Genomic DNA, 18686 nt, shown 5'->3' on the forward strand with positions numbered 1-18686 from the left:
GGGGCATTAAATGGAATCTACTGAACCTAAAAAGTATCCGCCAACTGAAAAGAAGTTGCGTGATCTAAAAAAGAAGGGGCAATTTCCCAAAACCGAGTTGGCCGAACCCACGTTGGAGCTAGTGGTGTTTGCTCTGGTGTTTATCGGTGTTATCTACTTATTGTTTGAGAACGCTGGCGACTGGATGGAAGAGATGTTGTATTCCGATATCAGCGTCGGCTTTCATCTGATGCTCGCTTTGGTTTCGACGGTGGTCGGCTCGTTGGTGCTGGTTAAGATGCTCATGGCTGTGATTGACTGGGTGTTGATCAATAAAACCGTCATCAACACCGAATCATTGGGTTTCAAAATTGAAAAAATTCATCCGGTTACCGGTTTTAAGAACATATTTGGTGTTGAGGCGATGTCTCGCTCATTACGCAAAGTGTTGGAGTTGTTGTTTCTCCTCTTTTTGCTCAAATACGTCTTTGATATTGCGGGTGATGAACTGAGTACATTGAAAGAAATCAATAACCGAAGTTACTTTCTGTACAACCTTGTTTTCTGCATGCTTTTGGTTTCATTGATATTTTTCATTTACGGCGTGTGTGTGGGTTGCGTGGATTTCTTGGTCGAACGTTATCACTTTGAGCGAAAAAATCGCATGACGTTTACCGAAATGAAAAACGAAATGAAAGAAACGGAAGGCTCACCTGAAATCAAATCTGAGCGTAAAAGAAAAATGCGTGAGGTGATGGAAGCCCCGATCACCAAGGGCAGAACGCCGACTTTTGCTTTGGCTAACCCAACTCATATTTTGGTGCCCGTCTGCTATGACAGAGCAATTGATAAAGCGCCTGTCGTGCTGCAGATTTGTACTGATTTACTGGCACAGGAAGAGAAGAAACGCTTAAAAGCGATGAATGTGCCGATTATTGAACATAAACCGCTGGCCCAAGCCTTCTATCGTAAGATGAAAAATGGCGAGGACTTTATTCCCAAAGAGTTCTATCGCGACGTGGCCATGATCCTTTCTGCCCTTAAAAAGCATCAAAAGAATGAAAAAAAATAATCACTTAAGCGCTGCAATCGCCATGATGACACTGATCAGTGGGTGCAGTAATCAAATTAAAGATGACAATTTGATTCTCGACTATGACTGGAAACCAGATGTCTACAATCTGGTGATCGCCAACGTTGCGGATGCGGACAATCTGCGTTTTTGGGTTCGCCAAGCACCAGAGTACGCCGAAGGTTCTCCACATCACAAGGCTTGTGTTGAAGTGGCACAACCCACAGAGCCAAATCGGTTTTATATTGCCAACCTTAATACGTATGGCCTGACCGCTGTAAAAAGCTGTGAAGGCGATTACCTCGCGGTGAGTAACCTTGTCGAACCTGAAAAAAGTCAGGCATTTGATGGTGATCAGTGGCGCACGATTTATGGTATCTCCAAAAGTAAGCTGGGTGAGTCGAACCTGCTACTTAAGTTTGAAAACCTGTTCTTGGTCAACGAGTACCGCTTGACCAGTGAAGGTCGCAGTACTTTGATCGCAATGATTGCCGAGTTACAAAAGTGGCCGTTGGAAAGTGTCATCGTTTATGGTGTTGCCGATTCATCAGGGGCTTATTCGAAGAACCGCACATTGGCCGATCAGCGTGCGAAAGTGGTACGAGAATTTTTAATTGAAGAAGGACTGAGAAACGTGCCCGTTACTGTGAGGGGCAGCGTTGAAAATGGACTACCGACAGCGCAACAGCGCGTCAACCAGAGACGTTTTATGATAGAGGTGAAGCTTAAAAGCCATGAAAAATAGAAAACTCTCTTTGTTACTCAATGAATTCGTCCAGTTGAATCAGGGAGGAAACCTTAAGCTTGAAGCCAACGATGCCCTAGTCTGCCAATTTGGAGCGCGTCAAATCAAGATTGAAGACGGTGCGCGGCTTGGTTTAGACGGTCAGATGGTGCTCGTCACTGAGTTAACTTCATCAAGTTTATCTGCGGAACAGGCACTCAAGCTTAACGCCGATTTTCGCCTTACCGCAGACGGCTATATTGCGCGTATTGCGGATCAAGGGTATGACTACTTGCGCACGATCACCTTACCGGAACATCCGCAGGAGTTACTTCGACTGTTGAATGAGTTTGTTGCTCAAGCCACCCTATTGGACAATGAGATAGTGCATCATGTGGCTGATTGAATTTGTAGATGGTCATCTTAGGGGGGTGACTCTGCCATTGCAGCCGTCCCTTTCCCTTACTGGCAATCGAGACGTTGCAAGTGATAACCAACTTTCGGTGCCAGAGTACTTCCCTAGTGGTACCGAGCTGGGTTTTGACATCGAAGACAAGAAGCTGGTGGTTAAAGGTTTCCGCCGAGGAAATAAGCGTAAAACACTGGCTGCAAACCGAGTCTATCGTTTCAAAGGGTTGAGTTTTTTCCTCTATCAAGAAGGCGAGAGAAACCCGAGACTTCGCCGTTTTCGTTTCAGGCAATATCAGCCAATGATCGCCATTACCTTGTTGCTGAATATAGCGTTGGCAGCGGCAGCATTGGTGATTTTCCACAATCAGCAGCAAAGCTTGATGGCTGGATACTTAAATACGCTGGGCTCTGGCTTCATCAAGGACGGAAAAATCCATGTGTTTAATCAGGCCGCTTTGGGATCACTACCAACATACTGGCAAGAGAACCTTAAATTGGTTGAATCAGACCAATACTTGAGAGCGACTCAACTGGATGTAGAACTGATCTCGTCTCAGACGGGGAAACGGCTTGAGGGTAAAGTGGTGTCGAAACCCGGCAGAGATCAAATTCAGGTCGACACTTTTGAACTGGACAATCAGATTATGCGTTTGTTTGGCGCATACGGACTGAATTTCACTAAGGAAGGCGACGACTGGTTAGTGTCAGATCGCGCCAGAGCGACTCAGTTACTTAAAACAGCAGGTTTAGACTCGGTCATTGATCAGTTGAAATCACGGCACGACCAAGCGCAAGCCATTACTAGCAACGAATTCCCGTACTCCATTTTTTACTCTACCACATCCGGTGGTTATATTTACGACCAACAAGGACGTTACTGGGAAGGCAGTTCTGTCCCTCGTCTAGGGGTCATTCAATCGATAACGCGTGACAAAGTAGTATTCAAAAATGCTCAGCAGACCCGTGTTTACCTTATTCAACCTTAAATAGGAAAAAAAGTATGTCAGACATTAATCTTGGATTGTCACGCCCGGTCAATACACTGGACTCGGGTACGGAAGCGGCGAAAACCATTGTTGAAAATAGCCCCATCATTCAGCGAGCGATCGATGCGACGGAAACATCGACCTCATCAAAATATCTCTTTACCCCCGGTTTCTCAGACCCATTAGACTTAATTGATCAACTGCTGTCGAAATACATTGAAGATCAAACCGCCAAAGCGGATAAAATGGCAGAAGAGATAGAAGTAAAGTCGAGCGCGATCGCTGAGATCAACCGCTTATGGGGGCTGACTATGTCCGAGACGCTTCCATACACGGACCCAAATAATAACGACAAGACGACACTAAGTTCTACACAATTAGAGGAAATAGACAGACTCATAAGAGAAGATTTGGGTGAACCTGATGGCATTAAAATGATCACAGGTTCGAACCTTGAAGACTCAGAAAAACTGCAGGTCTCATACGGAACGTTACAAGAATACAATGCCACAATGACGGCTTATTGTGACACGGTTCAGGTCGATCTCGATACCATGCAGCAAGAATTTAAAAACACCATGACCGAAATCTCATCGGCTCAGGAAGAAATCCGCGATGTGCGCCGTGCCATTGTTGCTATTACCCAGGGGTAACCGATGAAAATTGCCGTTGATGTTGTCATTGGCCACACGACCATGACGTTAAATGAATTAAACCAGTTGCACAAAGGTCAGGTCAAACCTATTGCCGATTTTATTCAATCTGAGGTGATGCTGAAAAGTGGTAATGAATTAATTGCAACGGGAACGCTGATCAAAGTTGATGAACAGTACTGTGTGTCAATTGACAAAATTAACGTCTCCGAAGATTAACCATATGATTAATCATGATTAAAGCAGCTCAATGAGCTGCTTTTTTTGAATTTTTTATATTTATACATTTTTTATTTTTTTTTACTTGACGAGTTCACGGCTTTTTCACGACTTTTTTATCCTTTTTTTTTCAAACTAGTACATTCTCTCTCGGCGATGTCATGTCCAACTAGTACGCAATTCTTAATCAATATTGAATTTGCTCAAACTAGTGTGATGTGGTGCTGTAGAGGTATCCATAACAACGGCTTGTATTACCGCAGTCTGTTTGGGTTTTGTAACACTGAGCAATAACAATAAGTGGAAGTAGGGTTCAATGATGGAAAGAAATTACGTACTGGGAAATCAGGTGATTTTTGACATTCTAAAACGCGAGATAGTCGCAACCGACCAAATGGTCAACCTAGGTGGACGGGAGGCGGCGATACTTAAACTGCTGTGTGAACGTAGCAATAAGGTTATCAGCAAAGATGAGATTCATGAGCAGGTTTGGGGAAAAGTATTGGTGAGTGAAACTTCGCTAACCAAGGCGATTTCGAACCTTCGCAAATCGCTAGCTTTGTTTATCGATCTGGCTTGCGAGATAAAAACAGTGCCCAAAGAAGGCTACATGCTGATTATTGATGATGATGCCGTGGCGGAATTTTCGGCTGAAGAAATGCCGACACTGGCAATCAAGAGCATTACTAGCAGTACGAAACCGGTGAATCATTCACCTTATTTTAACCCTTCTGCTCCTCAAATTTTGCTCGATAATGCGTCGGCGGCGGCCCCAGTTAAAGGAACGTTTTGGTTTACGATGGTTTTCTCCGCTTCACTGCTGGCCTCAGCCCTGACGACCGGAATTTTACTGATAATGAGATGAAAGTCATACATTAGAGAACGGCAAAAGGTTCACTGTTGCTGTTCTCTTGTGTGATTGTGTTTTTTCGGACGTGATATGCTGGGAGAAAGTGGTTAAAAATCATCCCTGTTCAAGTAATGTCAATCTGTATGGATTCCTTGGCGCTGACTTTTTCCAATATTATCACTTTTAACAACTACGTTTATTTGTGGTTGCAAGCGTAGATTGGACCTGTTCGGTTAAAACTAACAGGGAAGCTTATGAATGCAACATTAACGTCTGTTTCTTACCTAGCGAATCCTCAAGGATCGGGTCCAGCACAGTCAGGGCTAACTTTCACTCCCGTGACACGTGAAGAGATTGACGCAAAACATTTTGTTGACTTAACGAGTGTCGATGACAATCGCGGTCTCAAAATGATGGCGTCGCTTAAGGGAGGCAAATTAGTTCTTGTTTCAGGAAAGAACAAAGGCTTGCTGCGAGAGATTTGGCATCATCGTTCTTCCTCTAAGCCTAACTATTACCAAGCGGAAGTTGACACGCCGGATACTCAGTTTACTCGATTGTGGATTGGCCGTGATCTTAAGCTTCATGCCCGTTATAAAGACACAAAAACAGGCAATGAGCACCACTGCATTTTAAAGCTCAATGGCCAATTTACTGAGAATATGTCAGCAGACTTCAATGTGCGTGTAGACAAAACACCCGTTCAAGGTGGCGACAATGTTTGCGTAGATGAGGCGTCCGATGAGGCGGCGTCTACGATAACCTTAAAAGACCAAATTCCAGCCAAAGTGTTTCTGTTGGACTCAAGGCACCTTGTCATTGGGGAAGAGAAAAAAGTGAGGCTTAATCTTCGATTGTCGAGCGACGATGTTATTGAGAGTATTAAACCTTGCGGCCCATACCTTCAAGTGGCGATTGAGCGCACAAATAAGACGCAGCGGATTGTGTATCTTGATGCGCAACACCTCTCCGTATCGGAAGCTACCGATTGCGTATCTCCGAGAGTGTCCGAGATCCCGCCAGCATCTTTTGCTCATTATAACATCAATAACAGTAGCCATTTTTCTAACGCAAATCCTTTTGTCGGCTACAAAGCGAAGCATATTGGCCACCAATACGTACCGCTCTCCGGTTGGATAGATGGAATCAAGCACCGCCTATCTCGGGGTAACGAAAAATGGAGTAAAGGACGAAAAGCCGCCGCGATGAAATCATACGCAAAGGCCGCCGATCCTGGGCTGCAAACCACCGCTCATTGGATAAAAGATAAGATTGCTCATCGTAAACCTTCGCCAGTGATCACGTCGGTCGCGCAGCGAATCGGCGACGAACTCAGGCTCCAAGAGCAACTAAAATCCAAATGGGAACAGGGAGTGCTGCGTCAATGGGTGAATAACCCTGCCAGAGTTCACGCTAAAGTTGATCAGGAAATGCGGGTTGCAATGGCGGTGTATGCTGGCTCAAGTCCCCGCTCAGAATCCAGTCCTGAGCCCGTCGAACAGGGCTTGAAAAAGCAACTGGCGAGTTGCACCGTCATTTTGAACCATCTTGTTCCGGGTTTTACTCGAGGTGATGGGCCGTATGATGAGCGTTTAAAGAAACAACTCGATTCACTGCAACAACGGATGGACGATTTAACTGAGCATCCTTTGTTCGATAAGCTGAATGAATTTTCGGATCTTGCTGTCATCAAGAGTTCGCTGCGCACGTTAGCGAGTGCGAGCGCAACCCCTTTTACTTTCAAGGACCTCGATTTGTATGTGCCTTATATCGAGCGTACGTTAACCAATGCTCGTCTCTATCTTGCCATTTGTGATGAGGGACAGTTTAAATTTGGTCAAACACTTTCAAATGATACATTGGCTAAAAAGGTGTCTACCGAAAATCACGCTGACTTGCAGCAAGCGATTACACAAGGGCTTGCGTCTAGGAAAGCGTTGCGACAAGCACAAAAACCTGGGGTCAGATTGGGTGAGTCTTTGCGTAATCGCCACAATGGGCTTGGAAACGTGGTCAATAAATGGATGGGGTGGCACCATCCTGCACAGCAGATTAATGCACAAATTACACAACGAGTTAGTGCGTTGCCTCAAGGGGATTCATTGACCTTGAGTGCTCATGACGGTGTGAGTGGCTTTGCAGGAATCGCCCATTTCGGTTTGCCTTTTGCGGGCGGTTATTTTGCGGGCATTGTGGCGAATTATGAAAAGCACTACGACTGTAAATTGGTCTCCTTGGGGGACAATAAAACTCAGGTTCAATTGGTTCGCAAAGGTGAAAAAGGGGCAAGTGCTTTAGTCGGTACGGGGGGAGGGTTGGAAGACCTGACTAAATTGGTCAAATATCGCCATGGTTCGCTAGTGACGATTATGCCTTTTGAAGCCACTCTTGCCTTAACGGCAATGCAAGACAGCGAGCAGAGCTTTGCCTTTGACGTCAGTAATGATGATCTGCAAAAAACCTTGGGTTACTTATTCCGAACGGAAGATTGGCCGAGTGAGCTTGAAGCGAAGCTCGATAAAACCCAGTTTAGTAGTCGCGAGACAAAAAAAACGCAGCTCAGTGGTTCGGCGAATAGTCAGCTTAGGCTCCAGCTTGGGATAGACGCCTCACCCAATTTTTCGATGGTCATGCCGAGAACCTATGCAAAGGCTGGCGTTGAAATTGCCGTCACTCGAGAAGAAACGAGGGAGTTTAACGTGGGTGAACAAACCAGCGCCACTCAACGTCTCGACTACATCACCAGTGTTGATCTGGAAGCCAGCAGTGGGGCCAGTGTGATGTTGTTTCCTCTTTCATCTACCCATGCTTTCCCGACGGCAATTGACGAAAAGACATTTGTCTCTGTCAAACCTTTTGGGGACAGATTGGCGGCGAGCCATACAGCAAAACATCACACAACAGAAACGGTCGAAAAGCGGATCGCGGAATCAAAGTCAGTCAGCCTTGATATGGATCCGGAACCATTAGATCGGCTTGATACGGTCATCACGGACTTCAGACAATGCCTAGAAAGTCACCCAGAATGGAGCTTGGATATGAAAAGCCGAGCGTCAGCTCAGCTCATGGCGTTGGTCAATGCAAGGACAAATGGCTTTCACGAAGTGACTAAGGCCATCGCGGCGGAAAATATCCCGCATTTAAAAGTTGAATACCAGCAGCAGATTCATTGGCGTTCTCGTTGGGCGGACAATATGCGACGCACGGTTCATCTTACGCCCAAACATTCACAGTCGTTGGGTCAGTTAATGCAAGGCAACCCTTCTGCTCGAAAGATGTTGAAGGCTTTACGGGCCTCCAGCCAAAGTCAAAGCCAGAGGTTAAACATGAATAAAGCATCCGCTGTGATGGCGGAGGCAAAGTATCAGCTGCCTATGGAGCGTTTGATTGATGTCTCGACAACGGTGGTGAATCAGCTTAAGGAGGCTGAAAACCACAAGCAGGCGTCGGCCCTGCTAAACCGTTTGAATGAACAGCTGTCTAGAAAGGGCGATACAGCTCGTAGCCAGTATCGTTTGATGAAGATCGAATGTACGCGAGCATCTTCATTATGTCGTCATCCAGCCGGTATACTACCCATGGTCCAAGTCAAAAAGCTTAGTCAGGTGACGTTAAATGAGTCTCTGGGTGAAATCAGTTTCCGTTATCCAGATGGGGAAAAGCCTGAGATGGTCAATCGCCTTGATGGGACCTTATACAGCGTGCCGCGCTAAGCATATAGGCAGGCAGAAGTGGCAAAATCTGAGCTTTTGTGAGAGTGGTTGACTACGACATTTATCAGGAATTTTCACTGGTGACGCTATGGCGGGTTAGTGATAATGCGCTGAACACAATTTGAACAGCGAGAGATGACAAATGTCCAATTTAAGTACAGGTTATATATCAGGTGTTTTTGGTGGTCTAGTTGATAATGCCGATGACGCAGTATCCGATTTTATTACCCAGCATACCGGCAGTACTGATGACGAGGGTACCTTCACCCAAAATGACGATGGCACCTTGATCCTCAGCGCATCAGAGTCGCTCCAGCTTCAACAATTGATGGCAGATCAGAGTATTGCTGCGCAGACTGCGACATCAACATTGAAATCAGTTAAAGATTCTATTTCAGCGTCGGCTCGAAATATCTAATAAAGTCAGGGTCGTCGTTCGACCCTGCTATTTCAAGTGGTTAGCGATTAGAACTTATGATTCAGTTACTCAGCCCGGACAACGCATTTTCTGGTGCAAACCTGATTGTTTTGTTGACGTTGGCGTTATTGTCAACGGTATTTTTTATCTGTTTTTCCGGTTTTGTTAAATACAATATCGTACTTAACATTATAAAAAATGCGGTTGGAACCCAACAAATACCACCCACGATTGTGGTCAACTTACTCGCTGCCTTAATGGCGTTAAATAGCTTATGGCCTGACATTAAACCCGGTATTGACCGTGTAAAACCCTATTTTTCAGAGCAGCAGCAAGAATCGACGAACTTACCTTTGGACCTCACGCTCGAAGAAGAGAAACCACAAGATATTACCATGTACTATTTGGCGAGTAATGTCTTTGACTTTTTCCCAGAGTTACTGGAACGCGCAGAGCGTAAGACTGATCAGCTCACTAACATGATCGATATTCCGCTGAATTTCGATGAAGACAATGACACGTTCAAGTTTTTTCTCGGCAATCTGATTCTGGATTTATATCAGGGGTTTGAGCTTGGCCTTAAGCTATATATGGTGTTTGTCAGTATCGATTTCTTGATTGCGGTGATCTTAAGTGGCGTTGGGATGACCATGTTGTCACCGACGGTCATTTCTACACCGGTGAAACTGGCGGTTTTTTACTTCTCGGATAGCTGGACTTTGCTGTTTAGAGCGCTTGGCTAGTATGGGTGAATTACTTTTTCCAAACTGGATGTTGTTTGCGGGTTTTTTCCTCTTTCTTAAAATTTATAACCCCACAAGGCTTTATCTGGACAATATCACCTGCTTGGCCATCGCGGCGGCCATGGCCATTTTTGTCGATGTCAGCGAACTGCAGCAGGTCCCCACGTTTGGCTGGGTGCTGGCGGTACTGATTTTTGCAATGTTTTCGTCAGTTCCTTACTGGCTGAGCGGAACGGTGGGTAGTGTGATTCAGCAATTATTGTTGCTCAATGAACAATCGGTACAGGATAAGCGCTTTACGGATGAATCAGAGGCACTGGCTAAACTCAGTAGCCTGACATTCCTAATTTATGCACTGGAAAGTGGCACGCTGTTTCGCCCTATTATTGATGTCATCACGCAGGGTAATGAGCCCAATGTGGATCTGGATTTTGAGGCTCTGTTTTTCCTTATTACTGACAGTCTCAAGATGATGGTGATTGTCGCCGGTAAGTACATCATTATCATGCTCGCGATCACAGTGTGTTGTGGGTATGTCGATCTGTTTTTTAAAAAGGCGTCTTTGTCGCTGTTCGTTACGCCGAATATTAAAGCGATTGTGGTGATTGTTTTACTTAATCTCTGGTTATTACATGACCAGTTTTACGTGTTTAAGCAAATGATGCAAAAGGTAGGTTATGACTAAAGTTGAAATGCCAAATCCCGTTTCTATCGCTGGGCTTTCAGAGATTCAATCTGATTTTGAGTCTGTCGCCCAAGAGATGACTCAGGCGCAAAAAATCCAAGGTGATGAGGCGTCAAAAAGTGAAGGGACGGTTATGACCGAACAAGATTTCGTCGATATGGTCATTGAACAAAGTTTAATTAATGAATCTGTACGTCGGATGAAAGCGGATCAACAACGTTTAGAAGAGATTATTAATGAAGTATAAAATTGCGCTACTGTGTCTTGTCTTTTTGTCGACCTTTGTTCAGGCAGAAGTGTTTATCAAACAGCAGGACATTAACCTGCAAGGAGCACTCAAAGCCATTGCCAAAGAGATGCAAGTCAAATTGGTTGATGACATTGATAATAAAACCGAACGTCAGCTGATCACTCAGACTTTATCGGGCAGTGGGCCTGAGTTGTTGGCTCAGTTGTCAGAAGTGTATGACTTTGATTGGTATGTTTACGGGGGGACTCTAACAGTCCAATCGGGTCAGGCTTACATCAATTACGCGTACAAACCGCGAAATATTGCGCCTAAAACGCTATTAAGAGAACTGAAACAAACCTTTAATGTCAGCGCGACAACCAAAGTGAAATTGGTTGAACGCGGCAACTCCATTTTGTTCTCTGGTACGCGAAAGTTTGTCAATGATGCGGTTGGTTATGCGACCATGGTTGACAAAAACCAATTTCTTGAAAACGGCAATGATCTTGAGTTGGCAAGGATCAACTTCCATTACATTTCGGTCGTTGACCGACAGATCAATACCTTCGATGGTAATGTGCTCTTTCCAGGAGCCACTTCTTTAATTTCATCGGCGATCATTAATATTGGGCAGTTCCAGAATGTCAGCGATGGTGAAATCGTCCAGCGTGCTTACAAAGTGAAACTAAGTAATGGGGATAAACAGGAGCTGGATGAGAAAGAAAAAACCTCGAAAGTCCAACCTTTACCGGGTTCTAACGCACTGCTGATCCGAGGTACGCCAGCGGAAGTGAAACTGGCCAAACGTATCGCGGCTCTTATTGATATTAAGCGCCAGCAGCTGCTATTTTCTCTTAAAGTTTACGATATTGCGGTGTCCCGTGGTGAAAATCTGGGCATAGACAGCTCTTGGTTAAATGGCAGCCGTGGGATTTACGATATTGTGGTGCCTCCATTTACTGAAACCAAAAATTTTCTGCAAAACTTTCAGGCCTTGTCATCGAATGGCGTCGCACGCGGTGTTTATGAGACCAACCTGCTCGTACTTGAGAACCAACAGGGCCACTTTGGTAAAAAAGACACGGCAACGATTACCCTGATTTCGGAAAAACAGGTTCAAACTCAGGAAATTGAAGCTGACAACAGCCTCTATGTGACTGGGCGATTGCTGCCTTCTGGTAATGTTCAGGCCAAAGTCGAATACATTGAAGAGTCTTTGGACGATGATGAAAGTGAAACAAGTTCTTCTCAGCCTCCAAGAGTCAGCTCTCAGTCGCTGGAGTCAGAAGTGTATATTCAGCCTCAACAAACCATTATTTTGGGTGGCTTTGACAATACGGTGACTCAGTCGACAGTGACTGGGGTGCCTGTACTTTCAAGCATTCCGTTGCTGGGTGAGTTGTTCAAGAACACCAATGAAACTAAGCGAAAGTACAAACGCTACGTGTCGATCTCTTTCAAGGTTATTGAGTAATGTTGAACCATTTCTTTAAGGTGAAAGAGTCTTATCAGGATACGGTGATCTGCCACGTCTCTATGAATACTTTTGTTGGCCAAGAGTGTTTCGTTGAGACGGTAACCGGGGAACGTATTCGCGGTGAAGTGGTGAAAGTCGCCGGCCCTAGGGTTGAAATAAAATTGCTTCAACCGGGCGCAGTGCAGCGCGGGGGTAAGGTTGAAATTACGCCGCGTCGTTTTTGTTTTCCGCTCAATGAGCAGGCGTTGGTTGGTAAAGTGATTAACTGCTATGGACAGTCTATCTATGGCGATGACTATCTAAATAAACCGGGAAACTTTACGGATTTGCCGATTGCGGTAGAACCCATTCCGCTTAATATTCGTGCACCTATTGAATCGGTCTTTCCCACCAAGTTAAAAATTATTGATGGTCTGTTTACGATCGGAGAAGGCCAGCGTGTCGGTTTATTTGCCCCCGCGGGAGCGGGGAAAACAACCACTGTGTCAATTATGGCCAACAACATGGACGCAGACGTTGTGATTTTTGCCATGATTGGTGAGCGGGCACGTGAGGTGGTCGAGTTTCTTGAAGGAGAGATTGGCCCAGAAGTGATTCAGAAATCAATCACCATTGTCTCTACCTCGGAAGCGAACCCTTTGGAAAAAGTACGCTCAGGGTTGGTCGCGGTCTCGATTGCACGCCACTATATGGAGCAGGGCAAAAAAGTGGTGTTGTATTTTGACTCGCTGACCCGTTTTGCCCGCGCGCAGGCGATGTTGGATAACACGCCAATCAAAGGCGGCATTCCTATTGGTGTCTCTCTCGCTTTGTCCCGTTTAGTCGAAAGTTGTGGTAACTCAATTCACGGGTCTGTTACGGGGATTTTCACCGTCTTGATTGAGAAAGAAATTGATGATGATCCTATCGCGCATGAAGTCAAATCTCTGATTGATGGCCACCTAGTGTATTCCACCACCATCGCATCAACGGGACGTTACCCAGCGATCGATGTATTGAAAAGTAAGAGCCGCTTGCAGAACAAAGTTCAAAGTCATGATTACGTCCGTTTGTCTGAGCGAATAAAAGATATGGTTTACCGTTATTTCAATGTCGAGTTATTAATTCGAGTCGGAGAATACGAGAAAGGTAATGATCTTGAAACCGATGAGGCGATCGATCGTTATCCTCACATCATGTCGTTCCTGAAACAAGGGTTCGATGGAGTTGAATATGAACAAACCCTCGAAGCGATGGAAGGAATTTGGACAGCTTATTGACATTGTTGATATTCGTATTGGAAAGCAGCAGAGAAAGTTAGTCAAACTAAGGAAAGAACATCAAGAGTTGCTCAAGCTCATTGACGATAAATGGCGTCAGATTGAGGAACAACAGCAACAGTTAAAAGGTTTTAACGTTGTCCACGAACCTAACGCGTTGAGTCGACTATTTATGCGCAGAGAAAGTACAAAATCGATGATCGAGTCACTGTTTTTTGATGCCTCTGTTAGTCGTCAGGACGCGCAGGAACTGGCGTTGGAAATCACAGAGGTCGAATCAGAAAAGCGAAGATTGGAAAAGCGTAAAGATGCGCTCGGTGAACTTCGTGAGCAAATGAGGTATGAAAAGTCATGATCAATCTATTTGAGAGTATGGTGAGCGGAAAGCTGCCCCTTTCTGACAATGAGTTTGAACATATCCTTAATCAGGATGGGGGCGCTGAGTCTCACCCCGACTCTATTTTGACTTCTGGTGACAAAGAGCAGCAACCCCCATTGAACGTACCTGATACCCAATTTAAGGTGGAAAGTGGGACTTGTTTTACGCCTCACCCTCAGGGTCAACCTGTGGTATCCAACCAGAGTATTGCAGCTTTCACTAGGGTTCAACCCAAGACTCATGTTGAAGACATGCCCGTTGGAAAAACCGCTCTTCATGTTCGCTCTGCGAGTGATGTTGGATTGACGGCAAGCTATGGTCAGACAAGATTAACCAAAGCGAGGTTGCAGAACGTCAACCTACCGATAAACAGTCAGGCAGGGCAAACACATCAAGGACTCTCCCTTTCTGTAGTGAAAGAGTTTGGCCGTATTGCCAGTCGCCCTTCACACACGGAGATCTCACCACGGAGCAAAACGGGAGAGATAGGCTCTTGGATGACAGCGCACCAGCGCGGTTCGGACATGCACCGCAGCCAAGGAATCAGTGCTGAGAGCGCGCGAGTGAGTTATTTGGGGCCCAAGGTGGCTAACCGAAAACTGATGGTGTCCACCTCAGTGATCCACAAAGGTCATGATACTCGTTATTCTGAACAAAGTCGGGGACCATTGGCGTTACATTCACTCTCGTTCAAAAATGGTGTGGTTTCGCCTAGCGTTGTCGGTCAGCCGTTGCTCGCGGTGGATGCGTTAGGACGACTGGAAAATGGCCGAGAGAACGTCGAGAGAAAATCGGCTGCTCACAGTTCAGACAGCAGTGTGATGGTTCAGGCAGTACCTTCTGCGATGGCTCTTCAAAAACTGGTCCCTGTGGCGGGCATGACCCTCTCTCACTACGAACTTGCACCAGAGATGTTCTGGCAGTATCCGCAGGTGAATAGCTACCGAGTTCTGTTTCGAAATAAATATTATCTGTTTGAGTTTGATGAACACAAAGTGACCAGTTTTTTGGAGGAGAACTATGACCGTTCTTGATGTGACTGCCGCCTGTCTGGATATTGTAAAAGACGCGATCATTATTTTTTCTTTGAGTTTTGTGATTACGGGTGTCGTGGTGGGCTTGCTGCAAACGGTATTTAGTGTTCAGGACCCCGGCTTACCGATGGCGGCAAAGCTGGTTGTTTTTATTGTATTGCTAACTCAGGTAGGGGGCAATATTTATGACCAGTTTCATCTACTGTTCCGGCAGTTGTAATTGTTGTTTGATTTATGTGCAGGAGATGCACCTTCCCAGGAGTTTACATTGAAAAAGTTGCGAGAAATAGTATTCAAAACCTTGGTGGATAATCTGGGTGTGCCAGCCAATCTACTGTCAAGAATTGAGGGTGATGAGCCGATTGGAATAGAATTGGTTGATGGCGAAGAAATTTTTATCTCTTTGCATGAAAAAACCATTCAAGCGTTTGTTGAGATCCCGTTGCGAGATCGACGGGTGTTGGCGATCAAGGCCCCTAAGTTGGTCGAATTGATGATGTCTGATGAACAGGTGTTTATGAACATCACAAAAGACAAATTAATTTTGGTCTCAGAGTGGGAACTGAGCACCACGAGCGTCGAAAGGCAACTAGCGGATAAGCTGATGTTGTTTAACAAGGCTGTTCATTGCGTTAAAGCTTAGATGTCATCACTTTTAACGCTCCCAATCAAGGGCGGTCTAATACGGCCTTTGATTGGTTCGTTTATCGAGTCTCTTGTTCAGGCATTTAGTAACGTTTCATGGCTAAGATTTGACCTCCATTTATGAAGGTTGCCGCCACAATATAGTCATCGCTTCGGTGTTTGACTTCCACTGTATTCCGGTTCGAAAGATAGCGTTCGGCACTATAAAAACTGCTGATAATGGGCAATGTGGGCAAACGTTCGTTGTCAAGAAAATTGGAGGTATGTTCGGTAAAAGCGATATTGTATAGATCTGGGCTATACGATTGATAATCACCTTTACTATGCACCTCGAAATACTGCTTGCCTTGACCTTCCTGAGCTTCTTCCACTACAGAGGTCATCTCAAATTCGCCGTTATTGAAATAAATTTGAACCTTGCTGTGGCCATGATAGTTGCTTGCATTACTTTCAACGTGATATTCCACCCCATAAGCCACACCAGGATCATCACTGAAGCCGTAAATGACCAGAAGCAAGATATTTAGGGACGCGACAAGAAACAAACTAGCGGATAGCATCACTGACCTCTTTAATCATAAGTTTGGCGATTTGGTCATTCTCTATTGTTTTATCTAACAGTATTAGTTTATTCAATATTTCACCGTCTTTAGCAACAATAGCAAATGAAAGATTCTTATTTAACAGCATGACCGCAACTCTTTTGGGTTTGACGGTAAGTTTGTCGATCAACGCGCTCATGGCTTCACCAGCTTGGTCCGCAACCTGCTGCCTATCAGAGTAGATTTCGATGACGCCTTTGGTGTAGCTGACTTCCGGGTATTGTGTGGCTCTTTGCTTATTTAAAACCAGATGATAAATCTTATATGAGACATTGACAGTGAACGCGAGCAGGGCAAAGAGAATAACCAGCTTTAGCGCACAGTGAAAATCCCTAGTGCAGTTAAGCAATTGATACAGGGGAGAGCGCTGAGGCGCGTCCGTGTTCTCGCTGGTGGTAGACAGCATCTGGGTTACGTTTTTTCTCATTGCGCTATTAGGTAAAGCATCACCGTTGACCTCGCTGACGATGGATGCATCCAACACATAGCCCACTTTAGCCACCGTTTTTAGCCATTTTTGTTCTTTGCCATTATCACCCAATAGGGTTCTGATGTTGCGTATAGATTGTGTGAGAGAACTGTCTGACACAATCTTTCCCGGCCACCCCTTTTCCAAAAGGCTTTCTTTTGAAACTACTTGACCTGCATGTGCGCATAACTCGTGGAGAGTCAGTAAGTCATGAGTACCCATTCGTAGTTGTTGGTTAGTTTTTGAGTCGAGGATGAACAAAGAGTTCTCAACCAAAACGAATTGCCTAACTTTAAACGACCTCGTCATTTTTTTTTCGCTTCATTTATAGAATTAGAGATTCAACATGCCAAGTATCGAATGACCCGTTGTAGACGTTGTTTTTGCCATTGCTTAGATTGCGTCGTGCATCAAAGTGATGATTATCAATAGATTATACCTGCAACTTTTCATTTGTTAACCTAATAAATATTAGTCTATAAAAAACAAGTATTTTCACTACCTAGGTTCGATAGGGAGGAACGATGGCAAATAGGGTATTTCTTATCGTTGATTATCTTTTGAGGACCGATAAAACCAAGGACAACGGTCTTTGGCAACCCTAGCCGATGGCTTTCGATTCACTCATCGTCGCCAGATGGCCCCAAAATAAAGGTCAAAAGTGCATCCAGTTGAGTAATTTTTTCGTCTATTGAGTACGTGATTACAAAAGATCACGCAATAGGACATAGAGAAGGCACCCAATGAAATACACATTACCAATTTTGGCAACAGCGATGACATTGACATCTTTGAGTCTCCACGCCTCAACCCCCCCTCACGTCTATGGTGATAAGGTCTTTCGGGCCGCACCTGGCACAACCATTGATGGCGCTGAAGTCATCGTCAATCACTACAGCTTTTACAAGCCATTGTATCGATTCGGACATGGTTTAGGCTTTGCTTGGGCTGGGGCCAAAGGGTTTGATAGACAAATTGGTAGCCTGATATTGAACGATAAAGTCGGCAGCGATTACCACCTCTACCCCAATCCTAAATACTCAGATCCGGACGTCGCAGGCACTGGGCCCTATACCGACAATCGATTGGAGATTTTTATTGAGAATATTCGTTTCTATATGACAGGTGAGGACTTGACTCTCTATGACGCTGAGCTTTTAGAGCAGGAGCCAAAAGCTTTCCAAAAAGCGGTAATGTATAACTGTGACAGCCAATTGTCAGATTCCTCTACGGCGGTAATACGGCATACGGAAGGCGAAAGCTGGAGTAAAGGCAAAACCAATGGAATTTCCGCAGATATCGGTGTTAAAAGTTCTTTCTCGGTTAACGTTAAGGTGCCGCTGACGGCCGAATATACGGCGACGTCTGAGTTTTCTGCCTCATTTGGCACGGACAACTCTTGGTCTTCATCCAATGGCGGCGATGAACAAATTGCTCATGAGCAGCGATACACGACCACCATCCCGCCAAGAAGTAAAAAAACGTTAAATCTCACCTACGTGAAATCTAAGTCACGTATTCCTTACAAGAATAAAATCGTGATGTCTTATGATATTAAGCTGAAAGGTTTTCTCAGAGAACGCGATTATTTCACTGACCAGTTACCTGAGTATTTACACACAAATTTGCCGTATTACCCGCTTTATAATGATTGGAAGGGCAATGCTTATAGACCCACGGATATAGGACGATATGATGAGCTTAGTTATCGCTTTGGCAGCGGTGTATTGGATGCCCAGCAGGATATTAAAAGCCAGTACGTCAACTTCTTTGCGGGTAATCAATATGCTGGGCCTTGGGATTGGAATAAATACATTACCTCCATGGTTCAGTCAACGAATCAAACCTGCAGGGATGATAGCTGTGTGAGTGACATGGATGTTTGGCAACATTGGAGAAACCAACCCTTGGCCGAAGTCTTGCGCCGGTATGTGGTTGAGGAAGAGGGGGCATTTGAAATCGAAGCCACAGGGCTGTTTCATGTTACGTCGAGCCAAGCAGAGCCGATGACCGCTGAAGAGTTTGCTGTCCAATGCCGTGTCGCCCGTGATGGCAAAGCAAGAAGCAACATAGAATACATGAACCTAGAGCTTTAGCATTTATTCCATCCCCAACCTAACGATGAAGCGATAGAGCCAT

The 18686-nt window shown here is 45.1% G+C and carries 21 protein-coding genes; 19 read left to right on the forward strand and 2 right to left on the reverse strand.

Features of this window, described 5'->3' with window-relative positions:
* Positions 1-10 precede the first annotated feature (10 nt).
* From HLM86_RS08510 to HLM86_RS08595, 18 genes are all read left to right on the forward strand, one after another.
* On the forward strand, positions 11-1051 hold the full coding sequence (locus HLM86_RS08510) for an EscU/YscU/HrcU family type III secretion system export apparatus switch protein (RefSeq protein WP_076589606.1): 1041 nt from the start codon (positions 11-13) through the stop codon (positions 1049-1051).
* On the forward strand, positions 1038-1796 hold the full coding sequence (locus HLM86_RS08515; RefSeq protein WP_076589607.1) for an OmpA family protein: 759 nt from the start codon (positions 1038-1040) through the stop codon (positions 1794-1796). Before HLM86_RS08510 ends, HLM86_RS08515 begins: the two co-directional genes overlap by 14 nt.
* Positions 1786-2181 carry a hypothetical protein gene (locus HLM86_RS08520; RefSeq protein ID WP_076589608.1) on the forward strand — a complete coding sequence of 132 codons (396 nt, stop codon included), beginning with the start codon at positions 1786-1788 and terminating at the stop codon, positions 2179-2181. The genes HLM86_RS08515 and HLM86_RS08520 overlap by 11 nt, the downstream gene beginning before the upstream one ends.
* On the forward strand, positions 2168-3172 hold the full coding sequence (locus HLM86_RS08525) for a hypothetical protein (RefSeq protein WP_076589609.1): 1005 nt from the start codon (positions 2168-2170) through the stop codon (positions 3170-3172). Before HLM86_RS08520 ends, HLM86_RS08525 begins: the two co-directional genes overlap by 14 nt.
* 14 nt (positions 3173-3186) lie before the next feature.
* Entirely contained in the window at positions 3187-3825 is a 639-nt protein-coding gene (locus HLM86_RS08530; protein ID WP_076589610.1) for a hypothetical protein, read from the forward strand.
* A 3-nt stretch (positions 3826-3828) separates the two neighbouring features.
* Entirely contained in the window at positions 3829-4044 is a 216-nt protein-coding gene (locus tag HLM86_RS08535; protein WP_076589611.1) for a FliM/FliN family flagellar motor C-terminal domain-containing protein, read from the forward strand.
* A 319-nt stretch (positions 4045-4363) separates the two neighbouring features.
* Positions 4364-4909: a winged helix-turn-helix domain-containing protein gene (locus HLM86_RS08540; protein ID WP_076589657.1), complete on the forward strand. Its 546-nt coding sequence runs from the start codon at positions 4364-4366 to the stop codon at positions 4907-4909.
* 239 nt (positions 4910-5148) lie between these two features.
* A complete protein-coding gene (locus HLM86_RS08545; protein WP_170882603.1) occupies positions 5149-8607 on the forward strand; it encodes a hypothetical protein in 3459 nt (1152 codons plus the stop codon).
* Between the two features lie 142 nt (positions 8608-8749).
* On the forward strand, positions 8750-9025 hold the full coding sequence (locus HLM86_RS08550; RefSeq protein ID WP_076589613.1) for a hypothetical protein: 276 nt from the start codon (positions 8750-8752) through the stop codon (positions 9023-9025).
* Positions 9026-9081: 56 nt separating this feature from the next.
* On the forward strand, positions 9082-9768 hold the full coding sequence (locus tag HLM86_RS08555; protein ID WP_076589614.1) for a flagellar type III secretion system pore protein FliP: 687 nt from the start codon (positions 9082-9084) through the stop codon (positions 9766-9768).
* A gap of 1 nt (position 9769) precedes the next feature.
* Positions 9770-10453 carry a type III secretion system apparatus protein VscT2 gene (locus HLM86_RS08560; protein WP_076589615.1) on the forward strand — a complete coding sequence of 228 codons (684 nt, stop codon included), beginning with the start codon at positions 9770-9772 and terminating at the stop codon, positions 10451-10453.
* Positions 10446-10700, forward strand: a complete 255-nt coding sequence (locus HLM86_RS08565) for a hypothetical protein (protein ID WP_076589616.1) — start codon at positions 10446-10448, stop codon at positions 10698-10700. Before HLM86_RS08560 ends, HLM86_RS08565 begins: the two co-directional genes overlap by 8 nt.
* Positions 10690-12156 carry a secretin GspD/PilQ domain-containing protein gene (locus tag HLM86_RS08570; RefSeq protein WP_076589617.1) on the forward strand — a complete coding sequence of 489 codons (1467 nt, stop codon included), beginning with the start codon at positions 10690-10692 and terminating at the stop codon, positions 12154-12156. Before HLM86_RS08565 ends, HLM86_RS08570 begins: the two co-directional genes overlap by 11 nt.
* Positions 12156-13418, forward strand: coding sequence for a type III secretion system ATPase VscN2 (vscN2, locus tag HLM86_RS08575; protein ID WP_076589618.1), 1263 nt, complete (start codon positions 12156-12158; stop codon positions 13416-13418). Before HLM86_RS08570 ends, vscN2 begins: the two co-directional genes overlap by 1 nt.
* Positions 13372-13773, forward strand: a complete 402-nt coding sequence (locus tag HLM86_RS08580; RefSeq protein ID WP_076589619.1) for a hypothetical protein — start codon at positions 13372-13374, stop codon at positions 13771-13773. The genes vscN2 and HLM86_RS08580 overlap by 47 nt, the downstream gene beginning before the upstream one ends.
* Positions 13770-14831: a hypothetical protein gene (locus HLM86_RS20210; protein WP_076589620.1), complete on the forward strand. Its 1062-nt coding sequence runs from the start codon at positions 13770-13772 to the stop codon at positions 14829-14831. Before HLM86_RS08580 ends, HLM86_RS20210 begins: the two co-directional genes overlap by 4 nt.
* Positions 14818-15051, forward strand: coding sequence for a flagellar biosynthetic protein FliQ (locus tag HLM86_RS08590; RefSeq protein WP_076589621.1), 234 nt, complete (start codon positions 14818-14820; stop codon positions 15049-15051). The genes HLM86_RS20210 and HLM86_RS08590 overlap by 14 nt, the downstream gene beginning before the upstream one ends.
* Positions 15052-15099: 48 nt before the next feature.
* On the forward strand, positions 15100-15474 hold the full coding sequence (locus tag HLM86_RS08595; protein WP_076589622.1) for a hypothetical protein: 375 nt from the start codon (positions 15100-15102) through the stop codon (positions 15472-15474).
* Positions 15475-15559: 85 nt separating this feature from the next.
* Here the strand turns inward: HLM86_RS08595 and HLM86_RS08600 are convergent, their stop codons facing one another.
* Together HLM86_RS08600 and HLM86_RS08605 are read right to left on the reverse strand one after the other, a co-directional pair.
* Positions 15560-16036, reverse strand: a complete 477-nt coding sequence (locus tag HLM86_RS08600) for a hypothetical protein (RefSeq protein ID WP_076589623.1) — start codon at positions 16034-16036, stop codon at positions 15560-15562.
* Complete coding sequence (locus tag HLM86_RS08605) at positions 16023-16856, reverse strand: transcriptional regulator (RefSeq protein WP_076589624.1); 834 nt, start codon at positions 16854-16856, stop codon at positions 16023-16025. Before HLM86_RS08605 ends, HLM86_RS08600 begins: the two co-directional genes overlap by 14 nt.
* Before the next feature lie 434 nt (positions 16857-17290).
* Between HLM86_RS08605 and HLM86_RS08610 the strand changes: the two genes are divergently transcribed.
* A complete protein-coding gene (locus tag HLM86_RS08610; RefSeq protein ID WP_076589625.1) occupies positions 17291-18643 on the forward strand; it encodes an aerolysin family beta-barrel pore-forming toxin in 1353 nt (450 codons plus the stop codon).
* The last annotated feature ends 43 nt before the right edge of the window (positions 18644-18686 follow it).

Source organism: Vibrio ostreicida (assembly GCF_013074385.2).
Lineage (GTDB): Bacteria > Pseudomonadota > Gammaproteobacteria > Enterobacterales > Vibrionaceae > Vibrio > Vibrio ostreicida.